At 64.3% G+C, this 24,376-nt stretch carries 21 protein-coding genes; 8 read left to right on the top strand and 13 right to left on the bottom strand.

Features of this window, described 5'->3' with window-relative positions:
• Positions 1–295: 295 nt before the first annotated feature.
• On the top strand, positions 296–973 hold the full coding sequence (locus HUI96_RS03445; protein ID WP_188253253.1) for an adenylate/guanylate cyclase domain-containing protein: 678 nt from the start codon (positions 296–298) through the stop codon (positions 971–973).
• A gap of 17 nt (positions 974–990) precedes the next feature.
• Here HUI96_RS03445 and HUI96_RS03450 read toward each other — a convergent pair whose 3' ends face one another.
• From HUI96_RS03450 to HUI96_RS03460, 3 genes are all read right to left on the bottom strand, one after another.
• The gene (locus HUI96_RS03450) at positions 991–1,710 is read right to left on the bottom strand and encodes a Crp/Fnr family transcriptional regulator (RefSeq protein ID WP_188253254.1); all 720 of its coding nucleotides are present in this window, start codon (positions 1,708–1,710) and stop codon (positions 991–993) included.
• 176 nt (positions 1,711–1,886) lie between these two features.
• Positions 1,887–2,291: a response regulator gene (locus HUI96_RS03455; protein ID WP_188253694.1), complete on the bottom strand. Its 405-nt coding sequence runs from the start codon at positions 2,289–2,291 to the stop codon at positions 1,887–1,889.
• 51 nt (positions 2,292–2,342) lie between these two features.
• Complete coding sequence (locus tag HUI96_RS03460) at positions 2,343–4,661, bottom strand: PAS domain S-box protein (RefSeq protein ID WP_188253255.1); 2,319 nt, start codon at positions 4,659–4,661, stop codon at positions 2,343–2,345.
• Positions 4,662–4,982: 321 nt separating this feature from the next.
• Here HUI96_RS03460 and HUI96_RS03465 point away from each other — a divergent pair, with 321 nt between their 5' ends.
• Complete coding sequence (locus tag HUI96_RS03465) at positions 4,983–6,479, top strand: CoA-acylating methylmalonate-semialdehyde dehydrogenase (protein WP_188253256.1); 1,497 nt, start codon at positions 4,983–4,985, stop codon at positions 6,477–6,479.
• 111 nt (positions 6,480–6,590) lie between these two features.
• Here HUI96_RS03465 and HUI96_RS03470 read toward each other — a convergent pair whose 3' ends face one another.
• Positions 6,591–7,199, bottom strand: a complete 609-nt coding sequence (locus HUI96_RS03470) for a thermonuclease family protein (protein WP_188253257.1) — start codon at positions 7,197–7,199, stop codon at positions 6,591–6,593.
• 259 nt (positions 7,200–7,458) lie between these two features.
• Between HUI96_RS03470 and HUI96_RS03475 the strand changes: the two genes are divergently transcribed.
• Together HUI96_RS03475 and HUI96_RS03480 are read left to right on the top strand one after the other, a co-directional pair.
• A complete protein-coding gene (locus tag HUI96_RS03475; RefSeq protein ID WP_188253258.1) occupies positions 7,459–8,355 on the top strand; it encodes an NAD(P)-dependent oxidoreductase in 897 nt (298 codons plus the stop codon).
• 79 nt (positions 8,356–8,434) lie between these two features.
• Positions 8,435–10,207 carry an SLC13 family permease gene (locus HUI96_RS03480; RefSeq protein ID WP_188253695.1) on the top strand — a complete coding sequence of 591 codons (1,773 nt, stop codon included), beginning with the start codon at positions 8,435–8,437 and terminating at the stop codon, positions 10,205–10,207.
• A gap of 30 nt (positions 10,208–10,237) precedes the next feature.
• On the opposite strand, the gene lpdA is transcribed toward HUI96_RS03480, so the two are convergent.
• Together lpdA and rpmE are read right to left on the bottom strand one after the other, a co-directional pair.
• Complete coding sequence (lpdA, locus tag HUI96_RS03485; RefSeq protein WP_188253259.1) at positions 10,238–11,635, bottom strand: dihydrolipoyl dehydrogenase; 1,398 nt, start codon at positions 11,633–11,635, stop codon at positions 10,238–10,240.
• A 170-nt stretch (positions 11,636–11,805) separates the two neighbouring features.
• Positions 11,806–12,027 carry a 50S ribosomal protein L31 gene (gene rpmE / locus HUI96_RS03490; protein WP_188253260.1) on the bottom strand — a complete coding sequence of 74 codons (222 nt, stop codon included), beginning with the start codon at positions 12,025–12,027 and terminating at the stop codon, positions 11,806–11,808.
• A gap of 166 nt (positions 12,028–12,193) precedes the next feature.
• On the opposite strand from rpmE, the gene HUI96_RS03495 reads away from it, so the two are divergent.
• The 3 genes from HUI96_RS03495 (at position 12,194) to HUI96_RS03505 (ending at position 16,781) form a co-directional block, all read left to right on the top strand.
• Positions 12,194–13,975, top strand: coding sequence for an ABC transporter transmembrane domain-containing protein (locus tag HUI96_RS03495; protein WP_188253261.1), 1,782 nt, complete (start codon positions 12,194–12,196; stop codon positions 13,973–13,975).
• Between the two features lie 363 nt (positions 13,976–14,338).
• Positions 14,339–15,715 carry an FAD-containing oxidoreductase gene (locus HUI96_RS03500; RefSeq protein WP_188253262.1) on the top strand — a complete coding sequence of 459 codons (1,377 nt, stop codon included), beginning with the start codon at positions 14,339–14,341 and terminating at the stop codon, positions 15,713–15,715.
• Positions 15,716–15,848: 133 nt separating this feature from the next.
• A complete protein-coding gene (locus tag HUI96_RS03505) occupies positions 15,849–16,781 on the top strand; it encodes an adenylate/guanylate cyclase domain-containing protein (RefSeq protein ID WP_188253263.1) in 933 nt (310 codons plus the stop codon).
• 53 nt (positions 16,782–16,834) lie between these two features.
• On the opposite strand, the gene HUI96_RS03510 is transcribed toward HUI96_RS03505, so the two are convergent.
• From HUI96_RS03510 to HUI96_RS03535, 6 genes are all read right to left on the bottom strand, one after another.
• Positions 16,835–17,239 carry a F0F1 ATP synthase subunit epsilon gene (locus HUI96_RS03510; protein WP_188253264.1) on the bottom strand — a complete coding sequence of 135 codons (405 nt, stop codon included), beginning with the start codon at positions 17,237–17,239 and terminating at the stop codon, positions 16,835–16,837.
• 117 nt (positions 17,240–17,356) lie between these two features.
• A complete protein-coding gene (atpD, locus tag HUI96_RS03515) occupies positions 17,357–18,916 on the bottom strand; it encodes a F0F1 ATP synthase subunit beta (RefSeq protein WP_188253265.1) in 1,560 nt (519 codons plus the stop codon).
• A 57-nt stretch (positions 18,917–18,973) separates the two neighbouring features.
• Complete coding sequence (locus tag HUI96_RS03520; RefSeq protein ID WP_188253266.1) at positions 18,974–19,858, bottom strand: F0F1 ATP synthase subunit gamma; 885 nt, start codon at positions 19,856–19,858, stop codon at positions 18,974–18,976.
• A gap of 18 nt (positions 19,859–19,876) precedes the next feature.
• On the bottom strand, positions 19,877–21,406 hold the full coding sequence (gene atpA, locus HUI96_RS03525) for a F0F1 ATP synthase subunit alpha (protein WP_188253267.1): 1,530 nt from the start codon (positions 21,404–21,406) through the stop codon (positions 19,877–19,879).
• Positions 21,406–21,966 carry a F0F1 ATP synthase subunit delta gene (locus HUI96_RS03530; RefSeq protein WP_188253268.1) on the bottom strand — a complete coding sequence of 187 codons (561 nt, stop codon included), beginning with the start codon at positions 21,964–21,966 and terminating at the stop codon, positions 21,406–21,408. Before HUI96_RS03530 ends, atpA begins: the two co-directional genes overlap by 1 nt.
• 225 nt (positions 21,967–22,191) lie before the next feature.
• Positions 22,192–22,587 carry a DUF4345 family protein gene (locus HUI96_RS03535; RefSeq protein ID WP_188253269.1) on the bottom strand — a complete coding sequence of 132 codons (396 nt, stop codon included), beginning with the start codon at positions 22,585–22,587 and terminating at the stop codon, positions 22,192–22,194.
• 231 nt (positions 22,588–22,818) lie between these two features.
• Here HUI96_RS03535 and HUI96_RS03540 point away from each other — a divergent pair, with 231 nt between their 5' ends.
• Positions 22,819–23,988: an MFS transporter gene (locus tag HUI96_RS03540; protein WP_188253270.1), complete on the top strand. Its 1,170-nt coding sequence runs from the start codon at positions 22,819–22,821 to the stop codon at positions 23,986–23,988.
• Between the two features lie 202 nt (positions 23,989–24,190).
• On the opposite strand, the gene HUI96_RS03545 is transcribed toward HUI96_RS03540, so the two are convergent.
• Positions 24,191–24,373, bottom strand: coding sequence for a DUF3309 domain-containing protein (locus HUI96_RS03545; protein ID WP_188253271.1), 183 nt, complete (start codon positions 24,371–24,373; stop codon positions 24,191–24,193).
• Positions 24,374–24,376 lie beyond the last annotated feature (3 nt).

Below are 24,376 nucleotides of genomic sequence, written 5' to 3' on the forward strand. Positions count from 1 at the left end.
GAGTGAATTCACCCGGCCTTGAAAGGATCGTCGCCTACGCCCGGCGTGCCTGCTTGGGCTCCCGCCGTAGTCCCGCGCCGATTTCAGTCAGGTCTCCTTCGGCAGCTTGAGCGAGCCGCCAGGGCCGGCACAAGTGGCGGCGGCGCTCGGTCAGACCCTGCATGGATGCCTTTTTCCATAGGAAGGGCAAATCATGCCTACCGAAGCAAGAAATTGCTGCATAAAAGGAAAGGTTCGGCAAAGTGGCGCCATCGCATCCACCTTGTCGGCTTCGGGCATTGTGGGGATCCTAGCAATGAACCGCGGACGCTCCAGTCAAGCGCACGACCCCGCAGGTGCATCGGCAACCCTCGCCTTCGTCGATCTCGCAGGGTTCTCCGCAATCGCAGACGTCTATGGAGACAAGACCGCCCTTGCCGTGGTCGAAATATTCGAGAGCATGGTGAGCGAGGCGCTGGACGGCCATGGGCCGCCGATCAAATGGATCGGCGACGAGGCGATGCTGTCGTTCCCTGAGCCGGATCTTGCCATCCAGGCACTTGGCGCGCTGTTGCAGGCGTGCCGAAAGGAGCCGCGACTGCCGCTCACCCGCGCGGGACTGAACCATGGGCCGGTGATCAGGAGGGCAAACGATCTGTTCGGCTCGACCGTCAACATAGCGGCGCGCCTCTCCGCTCTCGCGGCGCCTGGTCAACTGCTGGCTACGCAACCCATCGCGGAGGCTGCTGCGGCCAAAGGCATTGTCGTGCGGGATCTCGGCAAGATGGCGTTGCGTTCGGTGGCCGCCGAAGTGCCTGTTTTCGAGATCGAATTTGCCCCGACCATCGACCCTGCCTGGATTGATCCTGTGTGCAAGATGCATGCGCCCTATGAATTCTACAGAAGAGCGCATCCGGAAGGCCCGTGGTTCTGCTCTCCCGTCTGTGAGGAGGCCTATCGCAGGTCCCCGAAGTCATATCCGTCGTCGATATGACAACTGCGGCGCGCGGTTCAGCGCGGTTCCTTGCGCAGGCTGAGATAAGTGGGATCGAATTCGGCGACCTCGACCAGCTTGTCCCAGTCGAGGATGGTGATTATCTGGTTGACCCAGGTGATCAGCCCTTCCCGCCTGAGGCCCTGGATGACGCGGTTGACGTGCACGACGGAAAGCCCGAGCACGTCGGCTATGGAGGTTTGCGAGAGCGGCAAGCGGAAGCTCCATCCCTCGACGCGCTCAACGGCCCGAAGGCGCACAAAAAGTTCGCATATCAGGTGTGCAAGATGCGACTTCTTGGACCTGCGGCCCATCGCGACCAGCCATTCGCGGTGGATGGCCCCATCCACGATGGTGGAAAGCCAGAGCAGCCGGGTGAGGTGAGGGGCCTCTTCGGTGATGCGCTTGAGATCGTCGTGGTCGGCGTAGGCAACCTGGCAAGGCGACATTGCCATTACGCCATGATCGATCGTCCGCAGCAGGAACACGTGCAGGTCGACGAAGTCGCCCGTCACGTGCAGGGCGCTGATCTGGCGGCTGCCATCGGCAAGCAGTTTGTAGCGCGCGGCAAAGCCGTCTACCAGGAGCACGCTGTGGGGCGGCCGAGTACCGGATGTGACCAGATCCTGTCCGGTCGAGATATGCCTAGTCTGCACCATAGCCGATGAGAGGAGCGACTTTTCGTAGCTGCTCACCACGTCATGCCGCTCAAGATGCAGGAAGAGCGTCTCGAGCAAGATCCACCCCTTGGTCATTCTTTTGGCGGGGTCTTTCACGAAGTCGGGGCGGTCAAGAACGCTCCGGACGTGCGCCATCCGCGGGCCAATGATGGCCGATTTCCCTAGCGTGCGCTATGGTTTCGTGATGAGGGGCGAGCGTAGGACGGATTTTGCCACACCCTTTTTGCGCCTGGTCAGTTGCCGCTCCGCACCCGCGCAATTTCGCGGAGCAAGGCTGCGGGATCATAGGGCTTGGGGAGCCTGTTCGATTTCCGGAATCGCTCCGGCAGGTCGTTGGCCACGTAGCCGGTCAGGAAAATGAAACGCATGCCACGCGCGATCAAGTCGTCGGCCAGAGGATAGACCATCTCCCCATCAAGGTTGACGTCCAAAATGGCGACGTCGAATGCCTCTCTTTGCGAGGCTGCCATGGCACTGGAAAGGCTGTTGTAGGGTCCCACAACGGTATATCCGGCGGCCGCCAAGTCGTCTTCCAGGACAAGCGCCAGCAGGAATTCATCCTCGACCACCAGAATCCGCAGGGGTTCACGCCAACCTGCGCCCCCCTCTCCGCTGGATATTGCGGCAACCGGCAGCATTATCTCCGATAAATCGCCATCATCGTCGGCCTGCATCCCATTACGCAGCCGTCACCTCGGCTGCAGCGGCATGTCGATCTCACAACACAGACCGCCGCTGGCAAAATCGATACGCACGTCGCCGCCCAGATCGGCGGCGACGATGCGCTCAAGCAGCATGCGGCCAAAGCCATAGCGGGTCGGAGCCACGACTTTGGGTCCACCCGTCTCGCACCATTTCAGGCGGAGTTGCCCTTCGGTCTTGGTCCACTCGACCTCGACGCGCCCGCCACGGTGGCTCAGGGCGCCATATTTGGCGGCATTGGTAGCCAGTTCGTGCGCGGCCATCGCAAGCGTCAGCGCCTGCTTCGGCGTCAGGCTCGTATAGGGTCCCGAGATCGAGAGATTCGTCTGATCTTCGCGGCGGTATGGAGCCAACTCATCGAGAAGTATGGTTTCCAGTGACACGCCGGACCAACTGGCCTCCGCGAGTCGGCTATGCGTCTGGCCGAGGGCCCTGATGCGTGCGTTGAACGAACGTTGCGCTTCTACGGCATCAGGATTGGTGGCGAAGGATTGTCGGGCGATCGAGATGACGGTCGCGAGCGTGTTCTTAACCCGGTGGCTCAGTTCTGCCACGAGAAGGTCGCGCTGTGTCTCGGTCTGCTTGCGCTCCGTAATGTCCATGCAGACGCCGGCAATCCGGGGCGACCGCCCTTCGGCGGGACGATTGAACCTGCCGAAGGACTCCATCCATCGGATTGTGCCCGAGGGATGATCGATGCGGTAGACGACGTGATAGTCTTCGCTGGTGCGCAACGCGTCGCCGATCCTGGCCTCGACCATGGGGAGATCGTCAGGGTGGATATTGCGTTTGAAATCGTCGAACGTTCCCCCGAAAGTGCCGGGCTCGAGCCCGTGCAATTCCTCTAAGCCGGGCGACCAGATGACACGGCCCGAGCCGAGTTCCCATTCCCAGGCGCCCATGCGGCCTGCCGTCAGGGCCAATTGCAGCCGCTGTTCGCTCTCCCGCAGGGCCTCCTCGACGCGGCGCCGGGCTTCCTCGGCCCGCAGCCGCTCGACGCTGAAGCCCAGTTGCCGGGCAATCGTAAGGCAAAGATCGGCCTCCGCCCTGCTGTAGACGTGCGGCCGATCGTAGTAGGTCATGAACTTGCCGACGAGGGCGCCTTTTGTGACGAGGGGGACGAAGCCGAGCGCCCGCATGCCCTCGCTCCTGATCTGCTCTTTCAGGTGATCGGACAGGTCTGCCGTTTCGATATCGTCGACGAAGATCGGATTCGGGTCTGACGAGTCCTTCGTCCACGGTGAGTGGCCGTTGACCGCCATGCGATAGCCTTCGGAAAGGCCACGCCAGGCGACGAATCGCATCACTTCGTTCTCGTCAAACAGCAACAGGGATGCGCGGTCGCAGCCAAGCGCCTTGATGATGGCATCGAGACCCGCTTGATAGACTTCCTTCAGGGATGTGGCGCGATGCAGCCGTGCCGTAAACTCATGCAGGGCCGCCTGTTCGTTTACACGGCGCGCCAAAGCCTCTTCCGCTCGCTTGCGGCCGGTGACGTCCCTGGCGATCTTGGATGCGCCTATGACGTTGCCGAGATGGTCGCGAACAGGGGAAATGGTGAGCGAAACGTCGATGATCGTGCCGTCTTTCCTGCGCCGCTTCGTTTCGTAGTGCTCGACACGCTCGCCATTCCTGATACGACGCAGGATGCCCGGCTCTTCATCGGACTGCTCCTCCGGGATGAGAATCGTGACCGGCTGCCCGATGGCTTCCTCTGCAGTGTAGCCGAAGATGCGCTCGGCCCCCTTGTTCCAGGTGGAGATCGTTCCGCTGAGGTCCTTGCTGATGATCGCATCATTTGAGAATTCGACGATTGCCGCGAGCCTGCTCTGGAGGACGTCGAACCGCTCCGACTGGTCGCGCATGACTGTGTCGGCGCTGCGCTCGGAAACGTTCACCAGCATGTTGACGGCGCCGATGAGTTCCCCGTTGGCCGAAAAGAGCGGTGTCGGATAGGCGAGGAAAGGAACGAGCGACCCATCCGGGCGCTCGGCGACCGCTTCCTCGCCGCGCACCGGCAGCCCCGACTTCAGGGCGATCGCCATCGGGCATTCGTCGTGCGGCAGGAGGGTTCCGTCGTGCCGCCGCAGCCGCCAGCTCACACACCACTTATCCTTCCCCAGTTCAGGCTCTCGCCCGGCCAGTTCCGCGGCTGCGCGATTGTAGAAGGTGATCCGCCCTTCGGCGTCCGTCATATAGATGGCGGCAGGAAGGTGCTCCAGGATCCTCTCGTGCAATCCGGGCTCGGAAGCCGACTGTGGAACCGCAGAGTCAGCGACCAGCAACGCGACCTGCAGGCCGTTCATCACCTGCTGACCTGCTGGACCAGAAGCGTCAGGTTGCGTTGGCAGGGAAGCTCGAGCGGTCGTTTCCACGCTGATTGTGCCTGATACCCCCCGCGCCACTTTCGCGCGCGCCCGTGCCTCGAAATCAATCGGCTTCAACGCCCCTCTTCGGGCTAGGTTCCATCACCGCCCGGAATTTTGCTCATTCTTGGCTTCGAGGCCTGGCAAAGATGCACAGGCCGCCCTCTGTTTTGCGCACATCGGCTGCGATTTCCCTCGCGTTGCCAATTGCCTGCCGACGCGAGAAAATGGCGATCGAACGAACAGTCTGGGAGAGCAATTATGATCGAGTATGGGCACTTCATTGGCGGCAAGCGCGTCGCCGGCACGAGCGGGCGCACACAGGAAGTATTTCAGCCGATGGACGGCTCGGTGCGAGGCACCGTCGCGCTCGCATCTGTCGCCGAACTAAAAGCTGCCGTCGAGAATGCCAAGGCGGCACAGCCGGCCTGGGCAGCGACCAACCCGCAGCGCCGCGTCCGCGTGCTGATGAAATTTTTGGAACTGGTCAATCGCGAGTACGACGAACTGGCCGACATCCTTGCCCGCGAGCACGGCAAGACGATCGCGGACGCGAAGGGCGACATCCAGCGCGGCCTGGAAGTGGTCGAGGTCTGCATCGGCGCGCCGCACATGATGAAGGGCGAGTTCACCGACAATGCCGGCCCCGGCATCGACACCTATTCGATGCGCCAGCCGCTCGGCGTCGTGGCCGGCATCACGCCGTTCAACTTCCCCGCCATGATCCCGCTGTGGAAGATCGCCCCGGCGATCGCCTGCGGAAATGCCTTCATCCTGAAGCCGTCGGAGCGCGACCCCGGCGTGCCGTTGCGGATCGCAGAACTCTTCCTCGAGGCGGGTCTGCCGGCAGGCGTGCTCAACGTCGTCAATGGCGACAAGGAAGTGGTCGACGCGATCCTCGACGACCATGACATCAAGGCGGTCGGTTTCGTCGGCTCGACGCCGATCGCGCAGTACATCTATGCGCGTGGCTGTGCGGCGGGCAAACGCGTGCAATGCTTCGGCGGCGCCAAGAACCACATGATCATCATGCCCGACGCCGACATGGACCAGACGGTCGACGCCCTCATCGGCGCAGGCTACGGCTCGGCGGGTGAGCGCTGCATGGCGATCTCGGTCGCGGTACCGGTCGGCAAGGAGACGGCTGACCGGCTGGTCGAGCGCCTGATCCCGCGTGTCGAAAGCCTGAAGGTCGGTCCCTCCACCGACGCTTCGGCCGACTTCGGTCCGCTGGTCACGAGGCAGGCACTCGAGCGCGTGAAGGGTTACGTCGACCTCGGCGTCCAGGAAGGTGCAAAGCTCGTGGTCGATGGCCGCAACTTCAAGATGCAGGGCTACGAGAACGGCTACTACATGGGCGGCTGCCTGTTCGACGATGTGAAGCCGGAGATGCGCATCTACAAGGAGGAGATTTTTGGGCCGGTCCTCTCCGTCGTGCGGGCCAGGAACTACGAGGAGGCCCTGCGCCTGCCGAACGAGCACGAATACGGCAACGGCGTCGCGATCTTTACCCGCGACGGCGATGCGGCCCGCGATTTCGCTGCCAAGGTGCAGGTAGGCATGGTCGGCATCAACGTCCCGATCCCCGTGCCGATCGCCTACTACACCTTCGGCGGCTGGAAGGGCTCTGGCTTCGGCGACCTCAATCAGCACGGGCCGGATGCCTTCCGGTTCTACACCAAGACCAAGACGGTGACCTCGCGCTGGCCGTCCGGCGTGAAGGAAGGCGCGGAGTTCGTCATCCCGACGATGAACTGACGTCCGCCTTCGCAATTCAGTGATCAAGGGCGCGCAGCTTGCCGGCTGCGCGCCCTTTCTTGCTCGTCGCTCTCCTGATCCACCCGGGAGTGGCCGGAGCCCTCCTGCAGCTCAATTCGACAAGACTGCTTCCGCTGCCCAGACCCCCATCCTTTGCTCGCGCGCCTCGTTCTCTTCGGCGCGGTAGCGGTCCCGTCCCTGCTGCGATAGCGCAAATCCCGCCGCCGCAAGCGTGCTCCCGAGATCCTTGTTGGTGGAGACGCACTCGACCAGCGTGAAGCCGTCCGTTTCCCCGAGCGGTGCACAGCGGATCAGCTTTCCCTTCAGGAGACGGCTGAGGGTCACACGTGATTTCAATCCGCAGGCCCAGCGTACGCCGTCCCGGTTCTTGCAGGTTTTTGCCGAAGGCACCGGGTCGAGGTTGGCGAGCCGGTATTTCTTGCCTGCCTGCGCGAAGGTGACGCTGTCGATCACCCTGTAGGGACGAGTACGGTCGAGACGCAGCGTATATCGCTCCGGCTTGGCCCCGATCACCGGCGCCTTCTTTGCCGGCAAGCGTTCCAGGCTCTGGCTATCGCGGTTGACGCGTATCGGCCTGTCCGGCCAGAGCGGCTTGTCAGCCTCGGCGAACGCGGCCTGACAGCCCAAAAGGAGGAACGCCGTCGCCGACGCGCACCGCCAGATGCGCGCCAACGCGGTGCGAACAGGAGGAATGTTCAATCCTCGAACCCGGGTCACTAGCTTTTACTGTCTCTACCGATCACTGGGGCCCAGACGCTGCGATGCACTTGGGCGCCTTCCAATCTACCGCGCCTCGTCCGGTTGCGCATTGATGGGGACTGCGCGGCTGAAACTTTGCGAGAGAAGATGGTCGTACTGCAACAGTCGGAATGGCATCCAAGCACGAAGTGCCCCTTGCGCTCTGCCGAGGCAGATGGATTATTCGCGCGAGACAGGAGAGGCAGGAGGAGGAAGCGCCATGAAGGAGAAGATCGGTTTCATCGGACTTGGCCATATGGGAGCCGGCATGGCGACAAACATCCTCAAGAAGGGTTGGCCGCTCGCCGTGCTGGCGCATCGCAGCCGGGACGCTATCGATCGCCTCGTTGCTGCAGGCGCCTCGGAAGCCAAGAGCGCCCGCGAACTCGCGGAAAAGTCCGACATCGTGGTCCTGTGCGTCACCGGTTCGCCGCAGGTGGAGCAGGCCATCAATGGCCCCGACGGTCTCGCCTCCGCCGGCAAGCCGCTGATGATCATCGACTGCTCGACCTCGGATCCGGCCGTGACGGTCAGGCTGGCGCCTGAACTTGCCAAGCGCGGCATCATCCTCATCGACGCGCCGCTCGGCCGCACGCCGAAGGAGGCGGTGGAGGGGACGCTGGATGTCATGGTCGGCGCTTCGGACGACGAACTGGAGCGCGCGCGGCCGGTGCTCGAGGCGTTTGCCGGGCGCGTCATCCATACCGGACCGGTGGGTACCGGCCACACAATGAAGCTCCTGAACAACTTCCTGTCCATGGGCTACGCCGCGCTCTATTCGGAGGCGCTGGCGCTGGGCGCCAAGGCCGGGCTCACCCCAAAAGTGTTCGACAGCGTGATCCGTGGCGGCCGGATGGACTGCGGCTTCTACCAGACCTTCTTCGACTATGTGGTCAACCGCAATCCGAACGCGCACCGTTTCGCATTGTCGAATGGGCTAAAGGACATGACCTATCTGTCCTCCTTCGCGAACGCGACTGGGCTCGCCAATCCGCTGGGCGCAGCGGTCCGCAACAGTTTCGCCGCCGCCGTGGCGACGGGGCATGGCGCCGAGTTCGTACCGACCCTCTCCGACTTCATCGCCCATGCGAATGGGGTCGATCTGGACCAGTCCTGAACCCGTCAAACAGACCAGGGTGCCGCAACGAAAGCCGGCACCGAACGTTCCTGGATGCCATTTCCAGGGGTTGCTCTTGCTGACATTTCCGCAAGTGCTGTCGATTACCGTCATCGCCCTGATGATGGCGGCCTTCATATGGGGACGTTTCCGCTACGATCTCATCGCGGCGGTGTCGCTGCTCCTTGCCGTGGCGGTCGGGGTCGTGCCGATGGACCACGCATTCAGCGGCTTCAGTGACGACATCGTCATCATCGTCGGCAGCGCACTGCTTGTGAGTGCCGGCATGGCTCGTAGCGGCATCATGGAATACGCAATTCGGCGATACGCGCCGGAACTCTCCTCCGTTCGCGCCCAACTTGCCCTGCTGGTCATCGTCGTCGGCCTGCTGTCCGCCTTCGTGAAGAACATCGGGGCGCTCGCCATCATGATTCCGATCGCCTTTCAGTTCGCGCGCCGATCGAACACCTCGCCCTCCGTCTTCCTCATGCCGATGGCGTTCGCCTCGCTGCTCGGGGGGCTGATGACGCAGGTCGGCACCTCGCCCAACATCGTGGTCTCGCGCCTGCGCCAGGAGATCACGGGCGAGAGCTTCACCATGTTCGACTTCACACCCGTCGGCCTGGCGCTGACGGCGGCCGGCGTGGCCTTCCTCGTCCTCTTCTACTGGATCGTGCCGCCGCGGACCCGGCAGGACGCATCGCTGCACCACGCGATCGACATCAAGAACTATGTCGCCGAGGCCAAGGTCACCGCAGAGTCCGCGGTCGCGGGCAAGACGGTAGCTGATCTGCTCAAGATCGCTGGCGGCGAGGCGGTGATCACGTCGATCATTCGTGACGGGGTTCTGCGCATCACACCCTTCCCTGATGCAGTGCTCCGCGTTGGGGACCGGCTGATCATCGAAGGCGATCCGGAAGCCCTCGACCAGTTGGTTGGGCAGGCAAAGCTCAGCCTGACCGGCGACCGCAAACTAGGGCAGCAGACCGGCTCCGCCGAAATCATTTCCATCGAAGCGGTGGTCACGGAGGGATCGAGCCTGATCGGCTGGTCTGCCAAGGCCATGCTGCTGTTCCACCGCTTCAATGTCAATCTGCTGGCCGTCAGCCGGAAGGGCGAGCGGATCGACCGGGATCCGGGCACAATCGTCTTCAGGTTGGGCGATGTGATCCTGTTGCAGGGCGCGGAATCGCAGATGCCCGACTTCCTGCGCGAGTTCCATCTCCTGCCGCTCGCCGAACGCTCCTTGCCGATCGGCAGCGTTCGTCGCGGCATCGTGCCGGTCGCGATCCTTGCGGCGGCGATCGGAACGACGGCCCTGGGCCTCGTGCCCGTGGCCCTCGCCTTCTTCAGCGCCGCTGTGGCGATGGTTCTGTTCCGGGTCATCCCCTCGCGCGAGGTCTATTCGGCAATCGACGGGCCGATCCTTGTCATGCTCGCCGCGCTGATCCCCGTCAGCGACTCGCTGCGCACGACCGGGGCGACGGATGTGCTTGCACAGCTTCTCGCAGGCGTCGGCTCCGCGCTGCCTGCCTATGGGGCGCTGGCGCTCATCGTGGTTGCGGCCATGGCGGTGACGCCGTTCCTGAACAATGCGGCGACGGTGCTGGTCATGGCGCCGATCGCGGCAGGCTTCGCCTCCACGCTCGGCTACAGGCCGGAAGCCTTCCTAATGGGCGTCGCCATCGGGGCCGGCTGCGATTTCCTCACCCCGATTGGCCACCAGTGCAATACGCTGGTGATGGGACCGGGCGGCTACCGCTTCTCGGATTATTCCCGGCTGGGGCTGCCGCTCTCGATCCTGGTGATCATCGTCGCGGTACCGCTGTTGCTGATCGTGTGGCCGGTGTAGCGTTCTCGGAGGCCGGCCCCCAGTTGTCCTTCAGATATGCAGGGCGTGTCCCAGCGCCTTCAACGCCGCCTCCTGGACCGCTTCGCCGAGCGTCGGGTGGGCGTGGATCGTGCCGGCGACGTCTTCCAGGCGAACTCCCATCTCTATGGCGATACCGAAAGCAGCGGAAAGCTCCGAGACGCCCTGTCCCACCGCCTGGATGCCAAGCACGAGGTGGTCGTCTGCGCGCGCGACAACCCGGACAAAACCCTCCTCGCCATGCCTGGTCATGGCGCGCCCGTTGGCTGAGAACGGGAACTGCCCGATCCTGATCTCATGGCCGGCGGCTCTGGCCTCGTCCGGCGACAGGCCCGCGCTCACGACTTCGGGATCGGTGAAGCAGATGGCGGGGATCACGCGCTTGTCCCAACTGCGTTTGCGGCCCGCGACGATCTCCGCCACCATCTCGCCCTGAGCCATGGCGCGATGCGCCAGCATCGGCTCGCCCGTGACGTCGCCGATCGCAAAAACGCCGCGCATGGACGTGCGGCACTGCTCGTCGATCCGGATGAACGGCCCGGCTCGGTCGAGGTCCAATTCCTCGAGCCCCCAGCCGTCCACCGCGGGTCGGCGGCCGACCGCGACCAGCACGTTCTCCGCTTCGATCTGACCGCTGTTCCCGTCCGCTGTGGCAACCGTCAGGTGCTTTGCTTTCGGGTCGAACGCCTGCGCCTGGGTGCCCGTGAACACCTCTATTCCGAGCGCTGCGAGACGGCGCGCGACCGGCCTGGACAATTCCGCATCGTAAAGCGGCAGGATCCGGTCCTGCGCCTCGATGACGGACACTTTTGCGCCGAGCTTGGCGATGGCGATTCCAAGTTCCAGTCCGATGTAGCCTGCTCCCACGACCGCCAGCGTCTGCGGAACAGCAGGTAAGGAGAGCGCGTCTGTCGAGGAGATGACCGGACCGCCGAAGGGCAGGGAGGGTAGCTCGACCGGAGTTGATCCCGCGGCTATCACCACCGTCTCGGCGCGGATCACCTGCATTCCCGTCTCGGTCTCGACCTCGACGGTCTTGCCGTCGCGGAACCGCGCCCAACCCTGGACGGTCTTCACGCCGGCTCTTTTCAGGAGAGAACTCACGCCTCCCGTCAGCCGGCCGACGATACGGTCCTTCCAGGCGACCGTCGCCTGCAGATTGATCCTGGGTTCCGCGACGGTTATTCCGATGGAGTTCTTGCCGGCGGCCGCCTGTCGAAACGACCAGAACTCCTCGGCTGCGTGGATCAGCGCCTTTGACGGGATGCAGCCGATGGTGAGGCAGGTTCCTCCCGGCTTCTTCGTCTCCACGACCACCGTGTCGATGCCGAGTTGGCCGGACCTGATCGCGCAGACATAACCGCCCGGCCCGGCGCCCACGACCAGCAGCTTGCAGGCGATTTCCTTCATGGCGCTCCTCCCGCGTGGCCCTCAGCCGGACCGAAGTTCTACGGGAAGTATTAAGACGAGAGGCGGCCAAGCATCGGCCGCGCCGCACTCCACGAGCAAGCTCATGCCCGCATCGTCAACCCAATAAAAAACCCCGCCTGAGCGGGGTCTTTTTCTGGTCTCGCCGAGGCTCAGATGCCGAGGCCTTCGTAGCGCTTCTTGAACTTCGAGAGGCGCCCGCCGCGGTCGAGCAGAGTCTGCTGGCCGCCGGTCCACGCCGGATGGGTGGTGGGGTCGATGTCGAGGTTCATCGTGTCGCCCTCATTGCCCCAGGTCGAGCGGGTCATGTATTCAGTGCCGTCGGTCATGACGACCTTGATCATGTGGTAGTCGGGGTGGATCTTCTCTTTCATCGGTCTATCCCTGGCTGCGCGGGCAGCCGCTGCGGCGATCGGCCCACTATCAAAACGAACGAGGCCGTAGCTATTGCATCGCCACGGCCGCGAAAAACGATCGGCGGACCTATACACCAGCAGGAGCCGAATCACAAGGCCGCTGGAGCCCCTGGAAAGGACGCGCATGGAGGATAGCAGAAGGCGATCGCTGAAGCCGCTGCGGCGCCTGTTCCCATATCTCCTGCGCTACCGGGCGCTTGGGATCGGAGCGCTGATCTCCCTCGTAGCCGCCGCAGTCACCACGCTGACACTGCCCTTGGCAGTACGGCGCATGATTGACCACGGATTCTCCGGATCCGACTCCACCTTCATCGCCAACTATTTCGGCATGCTTGTGGTGATCGCGGCGGTGCTGGCCGCTGCCTCTGCCGCCCGCTACTATTTCGTCATCACGCTCGGCGAACGGGTGGTCGCGGATCTGAGACGCGACGTCTTCGCGCATGTGACGAAGCTCTCGCCCGGCTTCTTCGATACCGTCCAGTCCGGCGAGATCGTGTCGCGGCTGACGGCGGACACCACCCAGATCAAGTCGGCAGTCGGCGCCACCGCCTCGGTCGCCCTGCGCAACGTCATCCTCGGTTTCGGTGCGGTGACGATGATGGTGGTGACCAGCCCAAAGCTCTCCGGGCTGGTGATCGTCGCCATCCCTGTCATCGTCCTGCCGCTGGTTGCGTTCGGCCGCTCGGTGCGGCGCAAATCCCGGCTGGCGCAGGACACGCTGGCGCAGGCTTCGGCCTATGCCAGCGAGCAGATCGGCGCCATCCGCACCCTTCAGGCCTTCACCAACGAGACCCTGGCGAGGGGTCACTTTGGAGAGGCCGTCGAGTCGGCATTCGCGGCGGCGCGTTCCTCCGTGCTGGCGCGGGCGCTGCTCACCTTCGTGGCGATCTTCACCATCTTCGGCTCCGTCGTCGCGGTGCTGTGGTTCGGCTCGCGCGACGTGCTGACGGGAGCCATCTCGCCGGGTACGCTCGGCCAGTTCCTGCTCTACGCCGTCTTCGCCGCCGGGGCGCTCGGGGCCTTGTCCGAAGTGTGGGGCGAACTCAGCCAGGCGGCGGGTGCTGCCGAGCGGCTTATGGAACTGCTCGCCGAAACTCCGGCAATCAGCAAGCCTGCTCAAGCGCAGGCTCTGCCGGCGCCACCGGTGGGCGCCATCGAGTTCCGAAACGTCTCCTTCACCTATCCCTCGCGTCCGGATCTTCCGGCGCTGCACGAGCTCTCCTTCTCCATCCGTCCAGGGGAGAGGGTCGCCGTGGTCGGCCCTTCGGGCGCGGGAAAGAGCACGATCTTCTCGCTGATCCTGCGCTTCTACGATCCGCAGTCCGGCGAGGTGCTCGTCGACGGCGTCGATCTTTCGCAAGCCGATCCCGAAGAGGTCCGCGGCCGTATCGCCATCGTGCCGCAGGACGTCACGATATTCGCCGCCTCGGCCAAGGAGAATATCGGCTTTGGCCGCCCGGGTGCGAGCGATGGCGAGATCGAAGCGGCAGCCCGCGACGCCTTCGCCGAAGAATTCGTCCGCAGGATGCCTGAGGGCTACGACAGTATGATCGGCGAGCGCGGGGTGACGCTCTCCGGCGGGCAGCGGCAGCGCATCGCGATTGCCCGCGCCATTCTACGCGACGCGCCGATCCTGCTGCTCGACGAGGCCACCTCGGCGCTCGACGCCGAGAGCGAGAGCGCGGTGCAGACCGCGCTGCAGCGGCTCATGCAGGACCGCACCACGATCGTCATCGCCCATCGGCTCGCAACCGTGCTGACGGCCGACCGCATCCTGGTCATGGACGAGGGCCGGATCGTCGAGGAGGGCACGCACGAGACCCTGATCGCCGAGGGCGGGCTCTACGCCCGGCTGGCGGAGCTGCAGTTCGCGGACGGCAAGGCTTTTCAGCGCGCCGCCGAGTGAGGCGCGACTATCTCCCCCCTTGTGGGGGAGAAGGGATTTTCACGGTCTTGGCGGAGCAGGCGCGGAGCGCCGTTAGCGACGCCAAGTCGTAGAAAATCCAAGAGAGGGGCTTTGAAGCGCTATGCCCCTCCCGAAGAATAGCCCCCTCTCTTGCGATTTCTAACACTTAGCCTTCGCGGGCGGGCTTCGCCCTGCTTGGCTAAGATGTGGAAATCGCTTTCTCCCCCGGAAGGGGAGAGTCAGCGATCACTCGGGCCCGTCCTGTTTGACCTTGCGCTGATCGGGCCTAATTCAACCTTGTAGCCGCTGTTGGGGGGACCTTCTCCCAACGCCGTGAGGAAGAACGGAACGGGCGCAACCCAGATGAGCACCTCCTATGATGCGATAGTGATCGGCGCGGGCCAGGCCGGACCATCGTTGACGGTGCGGCTGGCGAAGGCAGGCATGCGCGTTGCCCTCATCGAGCGCAAATATCTCGGCGGCACCTGCGTCAACACCGGCTGCAAGCCCACCAAGACGATGGTGGCGAGCGCCTATGCTGCCCGCATGGCGCAACGTGCCGCCGAATACGGCGTGGTGATCGGCAGCCAAGTTGGCGTCGATCTGGCCCGAGTGATGGCGCGGAAGGACAAGGTCGTCCTGGACTCGCGGCAGAGCTTGCGAAGCTGGTTGCGCGGAACCGCCGGAGTGACGCTCATGGAAGGTCATGCTCGCTTCCGGTCAGCCAGTGAGGTTGAGGTCGATGGCGAGGTGCTGACCGCCGACAAGATCTTCCTCAACGTCGGCGGGCGTGCGCTGGTGCCGGACCTGCCGGGAATCCGTGACATCAGCTGTCTCACCAACAGCTCCATCCTCGAACTCGACACTCTGCCCGAGCATCTCGTCGTTGTCGGCGGTAGCTATATAGGGCTGGAGTTCGGGCAGATGTTCCGCCGCTTCGGCAGCAGGGTGACGATCATCGAGAAGGGGTCGAGGCTCGTCCACCGCGAGGACGAGGACGTCTCGCAGGCGATCCTCGACATTCTTTCGCGCGAAGGGATCGGCTTCCGCCTGAACGCCGAATGCCTCAGCTTCAAGCCTCACGGCCGGGGAGTGGCCGTCGCGGTCGACTGCAAGCAAGGCGAACCCGAAGTTGCCGGGAGTCACGTGCTGCTTGCGATTGGGCGCCGGCCCAACACCGACGATCTAGGCTTGGATGCCGGCGTCGCGCTCGACGAAAGCGGCTTTGTCCAGGTAGACGATCAACTGCGGACGAGCGTTCCGAACATCTGGGCGCTGGGCGAATGCAACGGCCGCGGCGCCTTCACCCACACGGCCTACAACGACTATGAGATCGTCGCCGCCAACATCCTGGACAACGACCCCAGGCGCGTGACCGACCGCTTCCCCTGCTATGCCCTCTTCACCGACCCGCCGCTGGGTCGGGTGGGCATGACCGAGACGGAAGCGAGGGAGTCCGGCGGGCGATGTCTCATCGGCCGGATGGAAATGGCGCGTGTTGGGCGCGCGGTGGAGCGCGGCGAGACCGACGGCTTCATGAAGGTGATCGTCGACGCGGACAGCCGGCAGTTTCTCGGCGCTTCCATCCTGGGAGCGAGCGGGGATGAGGTCGTGCACGGCATCCTCGACCTCATGTATGCGCGGGCCAGCGTCGATACGCTCGTGCGTTCCGTGCCCATCCACCCGACGGTCTCGGAATTACTTCCCACCCTATGCGGTAATCTTCAGCCTCTGAAGTAGCACGCGAACCGATTTCGATTCAGTCTGCCGGAGCAAGAAATCGCGCCGGCACTGGACCTGCCGATCTTGCGGCCGCATAGTAGAAGCTCAGCAGGATCTGAGCAGCGGTTTGCAAGCGTAGGCGGTCAGCCCGATGCCGGCGGTGGTGAGGGTGGTAACCAGCGGGGAGTGCTTCTCCCTGGCGGACGTGTCACTGATCGGGCGAGGGGAGGGCGTCGCCATCCGCCTCACCGACCCCAGCGTGTCCCGCCAGCATGCCGCCATCCGCTTCGAGGAATCGAGCTACTGGGTCGCCGACCTTGGCAGCGCCAACGGGACATTCGTGAATGGGGCCGCTCTCACCAGTCCGCGCGCGCTGCGACATGGCGACCAGCTGCAGTTCGGCAAGCTTATGCTCGTGTTTGAGGAGAGCGGCCTAGGGGTAAGTGAGGTCCCATTCCTCAGCGACAAGACCCAGATTTCACGACCGTTCAGTGAGGCCTCGCGCAGCGCTCCGACGACCATCCTGGTGGCTGATCTCAAAGGGTTCACGGCGCTCTCGGCACAACTGCCCGCTGCAGACGTAGCCGGGCTGCTGCGCGAGTGGTACGCGGATTGCGGCGCAGTGCTGAAGCGGCACGGCGCTTCCATCGACAGTTTCATCGGCGATTGCGTTTTCGCCTACTGGCACAGCATCGACCCGGAAACGCGCCTGAAGGCGTTGGCCGCGGCTCGGGTGCTGCAGGCCGGCGTGCCGTCGACGGCTTCGCCGCTCAGGGCCCTCCTTGAGAAGGACCGCGGCTTGAGGCTGGAGTGTCGCATCGGCCTGCATGTCGGCCAGGTGGCGGTGGGTTCGATGGGCAAGGGGATCAACACGGCGCTCGGAAGCGCGGTGAATCTCGCCTTCCGAATAGAGAGCCTTACACGAACGGTGGACAGGCCGATCCTGGTGAGCCGGGAGTTCGTCGCGGATTTTATCGGAGCCGAAGGTCTCTTCGAGACCTGCGGCCATCACCCGATAAAGGGGCTGCTGGAGCCTGTTGAGGTGTTTGCGCCCATTGAAGGGACAGGGACCCGGCGCTTGTGATTGCCGGGGCCAAGGGGGTGGAGCGCCGGGCGGCGCAGAAGGCGTTGCCGGCGTCAAGCCGGCAGGATGGCGCCCTCGAGCGTGGTCAGTTGGTGCAGGAACTGCTCGGCCTTTGTGCGGCCGGCATCGTCGGAGGCGTCGTTGACGTCCTCACGCGCTTCCTGGATGCGGCGGGCAAGATCGGCGCGATCGATGTCGCCGACGGCGACTGCGGATTCGGCCAGAAGCGTGCAGCCGGAGGGCAGGACGTCGGCGAAGCCGCCGAACACCACGTAGCGCTCCTGCGCGCCGGACTCGGGGTTCACGGTCACGACGCCCGGCTTGATGGTGGTCATCACGGGTGCGTGGTTCGCCATAATGGTCATCTCGCCTTCCGCGCCGGGGATGATCACCGACTCAACCTTCTGCGAGACGAGCAGGCGCTCCGGCGAGACGAGTTCGAATTGGAAGCTTGCCATTGCTCTTCAGCTCACTTGTTAAACATGCGGGATGGCCTGCCTGACTGCCTGCGCCCTCGCTAAACGGTCGACCCGCAGGTGCGTGGCGCCCGCGGGTCCCCAAAGCGTGGCCTAAGCTTAAGCCGCCTCGGCGGCCAGTCGCTGCGCCTTCTCGACGGCTTCCTCGATCGAGCCCACCATGTAGAAGGCCGCCTCCGGCAGGTGGTCGTAGTCGCCGTTGACCAAGCCCTTGAATCCCTTGATGGTGTCGGCGAGGTCGACGAGCTTGCCCGGCGAACCGGTGAACACCTCGGCCACGAAGAACGGCTGCGACAGGAAGCGCTCGATCTTGCGGGCGCGGGCGACGGTGAGCTTGTCCTCTTCCGACAACTCGTCCATGCCCAGGATAGCGATGATGTCCTGCAGCGACTTGTAGCGCTGCAGCGTCTGCTGGACGTCACGAGCCACCTGATAGTGCTCCTCGCCAACGACCATCGGGTCGAGCATGCGCGAGGTGGAGTCGAGCGGATCGACGGCCGGATAGATGCCCTTCTCGGCGATGGCGCGGTTGAGCACCGTGGTCGCGTCGAGGTGGGCGAAGGAGGTAGCCGGCGCCGGGTCGGTCAGGTCGTCGGCGGGCACGTAGATGGCCTGCACCGAGGTGATCGAGCCGGTGGTGGTGGTGGTGATGCGCTCCTGCAGGGCGCCCATGTCGGTGGCGAGCGTCGGCTGATAGCCCACCGCCGAGGGGATGCGGCCGAGCAGCGCCGACACTTCCGAACCCGCCTGGGTGAAGCGGAAGATGTTGTCGACGAAGAACAGCACGTCCTGGCCCTGGTCACGGAAGTACTCGGCGACGGTCAGGCCGGTGAGGCCGACGCGGGCGCGTGCGCCCGGCGGCTCGTTCATCTGGCCGTACACCAGCGCCGCCTTGGAGCCCTCGCCGCCGCCCTTCTTGTTGACGCCGGACTCGATGAACTCGTGGTAGAGGTCGTTGCCTTCGCGAGTACGCTCGCCGACGCCGGCGAACACCGAGAAGCCGCCGTGGGCCTTCGCGACGTTGTTGATCAGTTCCTGGATCAGCACGGTCTTGCCGACGCCGGCGCCGCCGAACAGGCCGATCTTACCGCCCTTGGCGTAGGGAGCGAGCAGATCAAGGACCTTGATGCCCGTGACCAGGATCTCCGCCTCGGTCGATTGCTCGACATAGGCCGGAGCCGGCTGGTGGATGGCGCGGCTCTGGGTCGCGGTGATCGGACCGGCCTCGTCGACCGGCTCGCCGATGACGTTGATGATGCGGCCGAGCATCTCGGGGCCGACCGGCACCGAGATCGGATTGCCGGTGTCGGCGACGCTCTGGCCGCGCACGAGGCCGTCGGTGGAGTCCATGGCGATGGTGCGCACGGTGTTCTCGCCGAGGTGCTGGGCAACCTCGAGCACCAGGCGCGTGCCACGGTTCTCGGTCTCGAGCGCGTTCAGAATCGCCGGCAGGTGGTCCTCGAACTGCACGTCGACGACGGCGCCGATGACCTGGCGGACCTTGCCGCGCGCTCCCGATGCCAGCGTCACCGGCGTGGAACCCGTCACCGCGGCGGACAGGCTCGCGGCCTTCGCCGAAGCGCTGGACTTCGTTGCACCTGCTTTCGACCTGGCGGCCTTCGGCGCGGCCGGATCCTTAGGGGTCGCTGCTTTCGCCATTCTCGTTACCCTTTTCGTTCCAATTGATACCGCCAGCCCGCTGCCGGACCGTCGCGGTTAGAGCGCCTCTGCGCCCGAAATGATCTCGATGAGTTCCTTGGTGATCTGCGCCTGGCGCTGCCGGTTGTAGGTAATCGACAGCCGGTTGATCATGTCGCCGGCGTTGCGCGTCGCATTGTCCATGGCCGTCATCTTGGCGCCCATCTCGCCCGCCGCATTTTCGAGCAGCGCGCGGAAGATCTGCACTGCGATATTGCGCGGGATCAGGTCGGACAGGATCTCGCCGGGCTCGGGCTCGTACTCGTAGACGGCGCCGCCAGCGCCCGTCTCCGCACCGTTCTCGACCGGGGCGGCGGCGGGGATGAGCTGCTGCGCGGTCGGGATCTGTGCGATCACCGACTTGAACTGCGAGTAGAACAGCGTGCAGACGTCGAACTGGCCTTCCTCGAACAGCCGAATCACCTTCCTGGCGATCGCATCGGCGTTGCCGAAGCCGATCTGCTTCACTTCGCGATGCTCGACGCGGTCGATGATCAGGTTGCCGAAGTCGCGCCGAAGGATGTCGAAACCCTTCTTGCCGACGGTGATGATTTTCACCGTCTTGCCTTCGCCCTGCAGGCGACGGATGTGATCGCGCGCGAAACGCGCGATCTGGGAATTGAAGCCGCCGGCGAGACCGCGGTCGGCGGTGCAGACCACGAGGAGATGCACGTCGTCGCGGCCGGTACCGGTCATCAGCGCCGGGGCGTCGCCGCCCCCGCCGACCGCCTGAGTAATGTTCGCCAGCACCGCGCTCATGCGCTGCGAGTAGGGCCGTGCGGCCTCCGCCGCCTCCTGGGCACGGCGCAGCTTCGCCGCGGCGACCATCTGCATCGCCTTGGTGATCTTCTGCGTCGCCTTAACGGAGGCGATGCGGTTGCGTAGGTCCTTTAGCGAAGCCATCGAGACGCTCCGTCAGTTTCAGGCGAAGGTCTTGGCGAAGGTGTCGATCTGGGCCTTCAGCTGGTCGCGCAGGCTGTCGGAAAGCGCCTTCTCGGTGCGGATCGCATCGAGCACTTCCTTGCCTTCGCTGCGCATGTGAGCCAGCAGACCCTGCTCGAACTTGCTGACCTGCGGGAGCGTCAGCTTGTCGAGGTAGCCGTTCACGCCGGCGAAGATCACCGCGACCTGCTCTTCCGTCTTCAGCGGCGAGAACTGCGGCTGCTTCAGCAGTTCGGTCAGCCGGGCGCCGCGGTTGAGCAGGCGCTGCGTGGCGGCGTCGAGGTCGGAGCCGAACTGCGCGAAGGCCGCCATCTCGCGGTACTGCGCGAGTTCGCCCTTGATCGAGCCGGCGACCTGCTTCATCGCCTTGACCTGCGCGGCCGAGCCGACGCGCGACACCGACAGGCCGACGTTCACAGCCGGACGGATGCCCTGGAAGAACAGGTTGGTCTCGAGGAAGATCTGGCCGTCGGTGATCGAGATCACGTTGGTCGGGATGTAGGCCGACACGTCGTTCGCCTGCGTCTCGATGACGGGCAGGGCGGTCAGCGAGCCGGCGCCCATCTCGTCGTTCATCTTCGCAGCGCGCTCGAGCAGGCGCGAATGCAGGTAGAACACGTCGCCCGGATAGGCCTCGCGTCCCGGCGGGCGGCGCAGCAGCAGCGACATCTGGCGGTAGGCAACGGCCTGCTTGGACAGGTCGTCATAGGCGATCAGCGCATGCTGGCCGTTGTCGCGGAAGTACTCGCCCATGGCGCAGCCGGCGAACGGAGCCAGGAACTGCATCGGCGCCGGATCGGAGGCGGTGGCCGCGACGATGATCGAATATTCGAGCGCGCCGCGCTCCTCGAGCACCTTCACGAACTGTGCAACGGTCGAGCGCTTCTGGCCGACGGCGACGTAGACGCAGTAGAGCTTCTCCTTCTCCGGGCCGGAGACGTGGATGGCCTTCTGGTTCAGGATCGTGTCGAGGATGATGGCGGTCTTGCCGGTCTGGCGGTCGCCGATGACCAACTCGCGCTGGCCGCGGCCGATCGGGATGAGGGCGTCGATCGCCTTGAGGCCGGTCGACATCGGCTCGTGCACCGACTTGCGCGGAATGATGCCGGGCGCCTTCACGTCGACGCGGCGACGCTCGACAGCCTCGATCGGGCCCTTGCCGTCGATTGGGTTGCCAAGAGCGTCGACGACGCGGCCGAGCAGGCCGGGACCAACCGGCACGTCGACGATGGCGCCGGTCCGCTTGACGGTGTCGCCTTCCTTGATGTCGCGGTCATTACCGAAGATGACGACGCCGACATTGTCGGTCTCAAGGTTCAGCGCCATCCCGCGGATGCCGCCGGGGAACTCGACCATTTCGCCGGCCTGGACATTGTCGAGGCCGTAGACGCGGGCAATGCCGTCGCCGACTGACAACACCTGACCAACTTCCGAAACCTCGGCTTCCTTGCCGAAGTTCTTGATCTGGTCCTTAAGGATTGCGGAAATTTCCGCGGCGCGGATGTCCATCAGCCGACCTCTTTCAGTGCGAGCTTGAGCGAATTGAGTTTTGTTCTGAGCGACGAGTCGATCTGGCGCGAGCCGATCCTGACGATCAGGCCGCCGAGCAGCGAAGGATCGACCGTGGTCTTGATCGAGACCTTCTTGCCAGCCATTTCACGCAGTGCAGCCATAAGCTCGGCCTCCTGGTCCCGCGTCAGCGGGTGCGCCGAAGTTACCTCGGCAGAGACCTCGCCACGCTGTTCCGCCGCGATGCGGCGGAAGGCCTTGATCATCGCCGGAACGGCGAACAGGCGACGGTTCCTCGCGACGACCTTGAGGAAGTTCCCGACGAGCGGGGTGAAGCCGGCGCGATCCACAATCGCCGAAACGGCCCGGAACTGATCGTCGGCGGAGAATACAGGACTGCGGATCAGGCGGGCAAGGTCCTGGTTTTCGTTCAGCAGGATCTCGAAGGCGTCGAGATCGGCTTCGACCTGGCCAATGACGCCGGAGTCGGCGGCAAGTTCGTGCAACGAAGCTGCGTAGCGTTCGGCAACCCCGGAGACTGGCGAGCTGGACTTTGCCACGTGCGGCCTTCTCTTGGTCTGGACGGCCGCGAGATTGTCGACACGAGTCTTCGACTCTAGCTAAATCCTTGGCCTATCTGCAGTTTTATAAGCCGGCCGGTCCGCGCCAAATGGCCCCCCGACCGACAGCCGCCCGCCGTCTAGCATACGCATACGATCGCCGCAACACGTTGACCGGCAAGCGCTTGAACAGATTGTCGCAGTCGCCGCTTGAACGCTCGCCGGCTATACGACCAGGCCCAGCGCAAAGGCCAGCGGCAGGAACGCCAGCGCTAGTTCAATGACGAGCGCCAGCCAATTATAGGGCGTGTTTCCGTTGTCGGAGAGCATCGAGACCATGCGGCCGAAGGCGGTAAAAAGCCAGCAGAGCCCGAGCGCCATGTAGAGGAAGGGCTGGGCGAGCAGCAGTGCGCAGAGGCCGGTGCCGAGATAGAAGCCGCCCATCGTCGAGCGGACCTCGCTTATGGCTTCCGGATGAGCTTCTGTCGGCTGCAGCCGCAGGACGCGAAGCATGATGCGGGGCGCGAAGAACATCAGCAGGCCGAAGATGACCGTGGCCGCCGCACTCCCCCATGCCAGCCACTCGCCGTTTGTCGTCGGCCATGGAAATGCCAGTTCCATTGCGCAATGCCCCCCGATTTGCGGCGCGATAGTACTGCGGAATGTGAACTTGGCAATGTGGGGCTGCGAAGTGAGCGCCGGCGTACGGCATCGGCCTACCTCTCCCGCCTCGCTTCGCTCGGCACCCTCCCCGCTTCGCTCGGCGCCCTCCCCGCGAGGTGAGGGGCGGTCCTTGACTTGCCATTGAATCGATCTAATGAGCAGCCGCTCGCGAGAGGGAAAGGCCTGCCGATGGATGCTTCGAACATGGTACGTGCCGGCAGGCGGGGGCGCTGGGCGGTGGCCGCGCTTTTCTTCATGAACGGTTTTCTCACGGGCAGTTGGGCGCCACAGATCCCGGTCTTTGTAGAAAGGCTTGAGATCAGTGAATTGACCCTCGGGCTGCTGATCCTCCTATTCGGGGTGGGCGCAATCACCGCGATGCCTACCTCCGGCTACCTGATGTCGCATCACGGCTCGCGGGTGGTGTTGCGCGTCTTTTCGATCTTGGCCGCCTTCGGCCTTCTGTTCGTCGTCGGGGCGTGGAACGTGCCACTCGCGGCCATCGCGATGTTTCTCTTCGGCGGCGTGATCGGAGGCATGGACGTGTCGATGAACGCCAATGCCGTCGCGGTCGAGCGAACGATCTCGCGCGCGATCATGTCGTCGTCACATGCCTTCTGGAGCCTGGGCGGCTTCATCGGTGGGGGAGCAGGCGGCTATTTTATCCAGACCTACGGCGCATTGTCTCACGCTGTCGTGGTTACGGCCATCTCTCTGACGTTCTTCGCGCTTGCCACCCGAAGCATCGTCGCGGACCCGCCGGTCGCCAGGGCCTCCAACCACAAGCGCACGCTGCCGAAGTCGCGGACGATCTATCTCCTCGGCATCATGGCGCTGTTCACCATGGTTCCTGAGGGCTCCGTGCTGGACTGGGCAGCGCTCTATCTGCAGCAGGAGCGCGGAAGTGATCTCGCCACCGCAGGTCTGGCCTACGGATTGTTCGCCGGGGCGATGGCGTTTATGCGCTTCATCGGCGACGGCGTGCGCAACCGCTTCGGTGCGGTGAGGACACTCACCGTATCGAGCCTCGTCGGCGCGGCTGGCATGCTGGTCGCCGGCCTATCGCCATCGCCGTGGCTGGCGATCGCCGCTTTCGCGGTGTCCGGCCTGGGCATTGCCAACATCATCCCGATCATCTTTTCGGCTGCGGGCAATCAACCGGGCATGGCCTCTGCCACGGGCATGAGCGTCGTTACCACGATGGGGTATTCGGGGATCCTGCTCGCGCCGTCGGCGATAGGCTTTGCGGCCGAGCATACCGGGTTTCAGATCGTCTTCGTCGCGCTGGCTGGCCTGCTGGTCATTGTCTGCCTGATGGGTCGGCTGGCCGCGAGTGCCGATTTCAAACACTCTTCGTAGAGCGAGATGACTTCTTTTCGAGTCGTCATTTCGCTCTGAGTTTTTGTATCTGCCGCATGATCTGTCCGAAAAGCCTGCAACTTTTCTGACGCGGTCCTCCGGTCCGGGATCATGCTCCAGGCCGAGGGCGTCGGTAGTCAGAACGAACGAGGCTGGCCAGCGATGCTGCCCAGCCTCCGTTTCGAACGTCGATGACGGGTGATCAGGCCGCCGGCGGCGCGCCGGGGGTGAACACGCCCATCAGCATCAGCACGATCAGCACGACTAGGATGACGCCGAGGATGCCGGACGGGCCGTAGCCCCAGCCGCGCGAATACGGCCAGGCCGGAACCGCGCCGATCAGCAGCAGAACAAGTATTATAAGCAGAATTGTAGTCAGTGACATTGT

The organism is Pseudaminobacter soli (ex Zhang et al. 2022) (assembly GCF_014595955.1).
Taxonomy (GTDB): domain Bacteria; phylum Pseudomonadota; class Alphaproteobacteria; order Rhizobiales; family Rhizobiaceae; genus Kumtagia; species Kumtagia pseudosoli.

What these genes read in the sequence shown, in the direction of transcription:
- HUI96_RS03445 (WP_188253253.1), top strand. Translation starts at nt 296, where the DNA reads ATGAACCGCGGACGCTCCAGTCAAGCGCACGACCCCGCAGGTGCATCG.
- HUI96_RS03455 (WP_188253694.1), bottom strand. Translation starts at nt 2,291, where the DNA reads ATGCTGCCGGTTGCCGCAATATCCAGCGGAGAGGGGGGCGCAGGTTGG.
- HUI96_RS03460 (WP_188253255.1), bottom strand. Translation starts at nt 4,661, where the DNA reads ATGAACGGCCTGCAGGTCGCGTTGCTGGTCGCTGACTCTGCGGTTCCA.
- HUI96_RS03465 (WP_188253256.1), top strand. Translation starts at nt 4,983, where the DNA reads ATGATCGAGTATGGGCACTTCATTGGCGGCAAGCGCGTCGCCGGCACG.
- HUI96_RS03475 (WP_188253258.1), top strand. Translation starts at nt 7,459, where the DNA reads ATGAAGGAGAAGATCGGTTTCATCGGACTTGGCCATATGGGAGCCGGC.
- lpdA (WP_188253259.1), bottom strand. Translation starts at nt 11,635, where the DNA reads ATGAAGGAAATCGCCTGCAAGCTGCTGGTCGTGGGCGCCGGGCCGGGC.
- rpmE (WP_188253260.1), bottom strand. Translation starts at nt 12,027, where the DNA reads ATGAAAGAGAAGATCCACCCCGACTACCACATGATCAAGGTCGTCATG.
- HUI96_RS03495 (WP_188253261.1), top strand. Translation starts at nt 12,194, where the DNA reads ATGGAGGATAGCAGAAGGCGATCGCTGAAGCCGCTGCGGCGCCTGTTC.
- HUI96_RS03500 (WP_188253262.1), top strand. Translation starts at nt 14,339, where the DNA reads ATGAGCACCTCCTATGATGCGATAGTGATCGGCGCGGGCCAGGCCGGA.
- HUI96_RS03505 (WP_188253263.1), top strand. Translation starts at nt 15,849, where the DNA reads ATGCCGGCGGTGGTGAGGGTGGTAACCAGCGGGGAGTGCTTCTCCCTG.
- HUI96_RS03510 (WP_188253264.1), bottom strand. Translation starts at nt 17,239, where the DNA reads ATGGCAAGCTTCCAATTCGAACTCGTCTCGCCGGAGCGCCTGCTCGTC.
- atpD (WP_188253265.1), bottom strand. Translation starts at nt 18,916, where the DNA reads ATGGCGAAAGCAGCGACCCCTAAGGATCCGGCCGCGCCGAAGGCCGCC.
- HUI96_RS03520 (WP_188253266.1), bottom strand. Translation starts at nt 19,858, where the DNA reads ATGGCTTCGCTAAAGGACCTACGCAACCGCATCGCCTCCGTTAAGGCG.
- atpA (WP_188253267.1), bottom strand. Translation starts at nt 21,406, where the DNA reads ATGGACATCCGCGCCGCGGAAATTTCCGCAATCCTTAAGGACCAGATC.
- HUI96_RS03535 (WP_188253269.1), bottom strand. Translation starts at nt 22,587, where the DNA reads ATGGAACTGGCATTTCCATGGCCGACGACAAACGGCGAGTGGCTGGCA.
- HUI96_RS03540 (WP_188253270.1), top strand. Translation starts at nt 22,819, where the DNA reads ATGGATGCTTCGAACATGGTACGTGCCGGCAGGCGGGGGCGCTGGGCG.
- HUI96_RS03545 (WP_188253271.1), bottom strand. Translation starts at nt 24,373, where the DNA reads ATGTCACTGACTACAATTCTGCTTATAATACTTGTTCTGCTGCTGATC.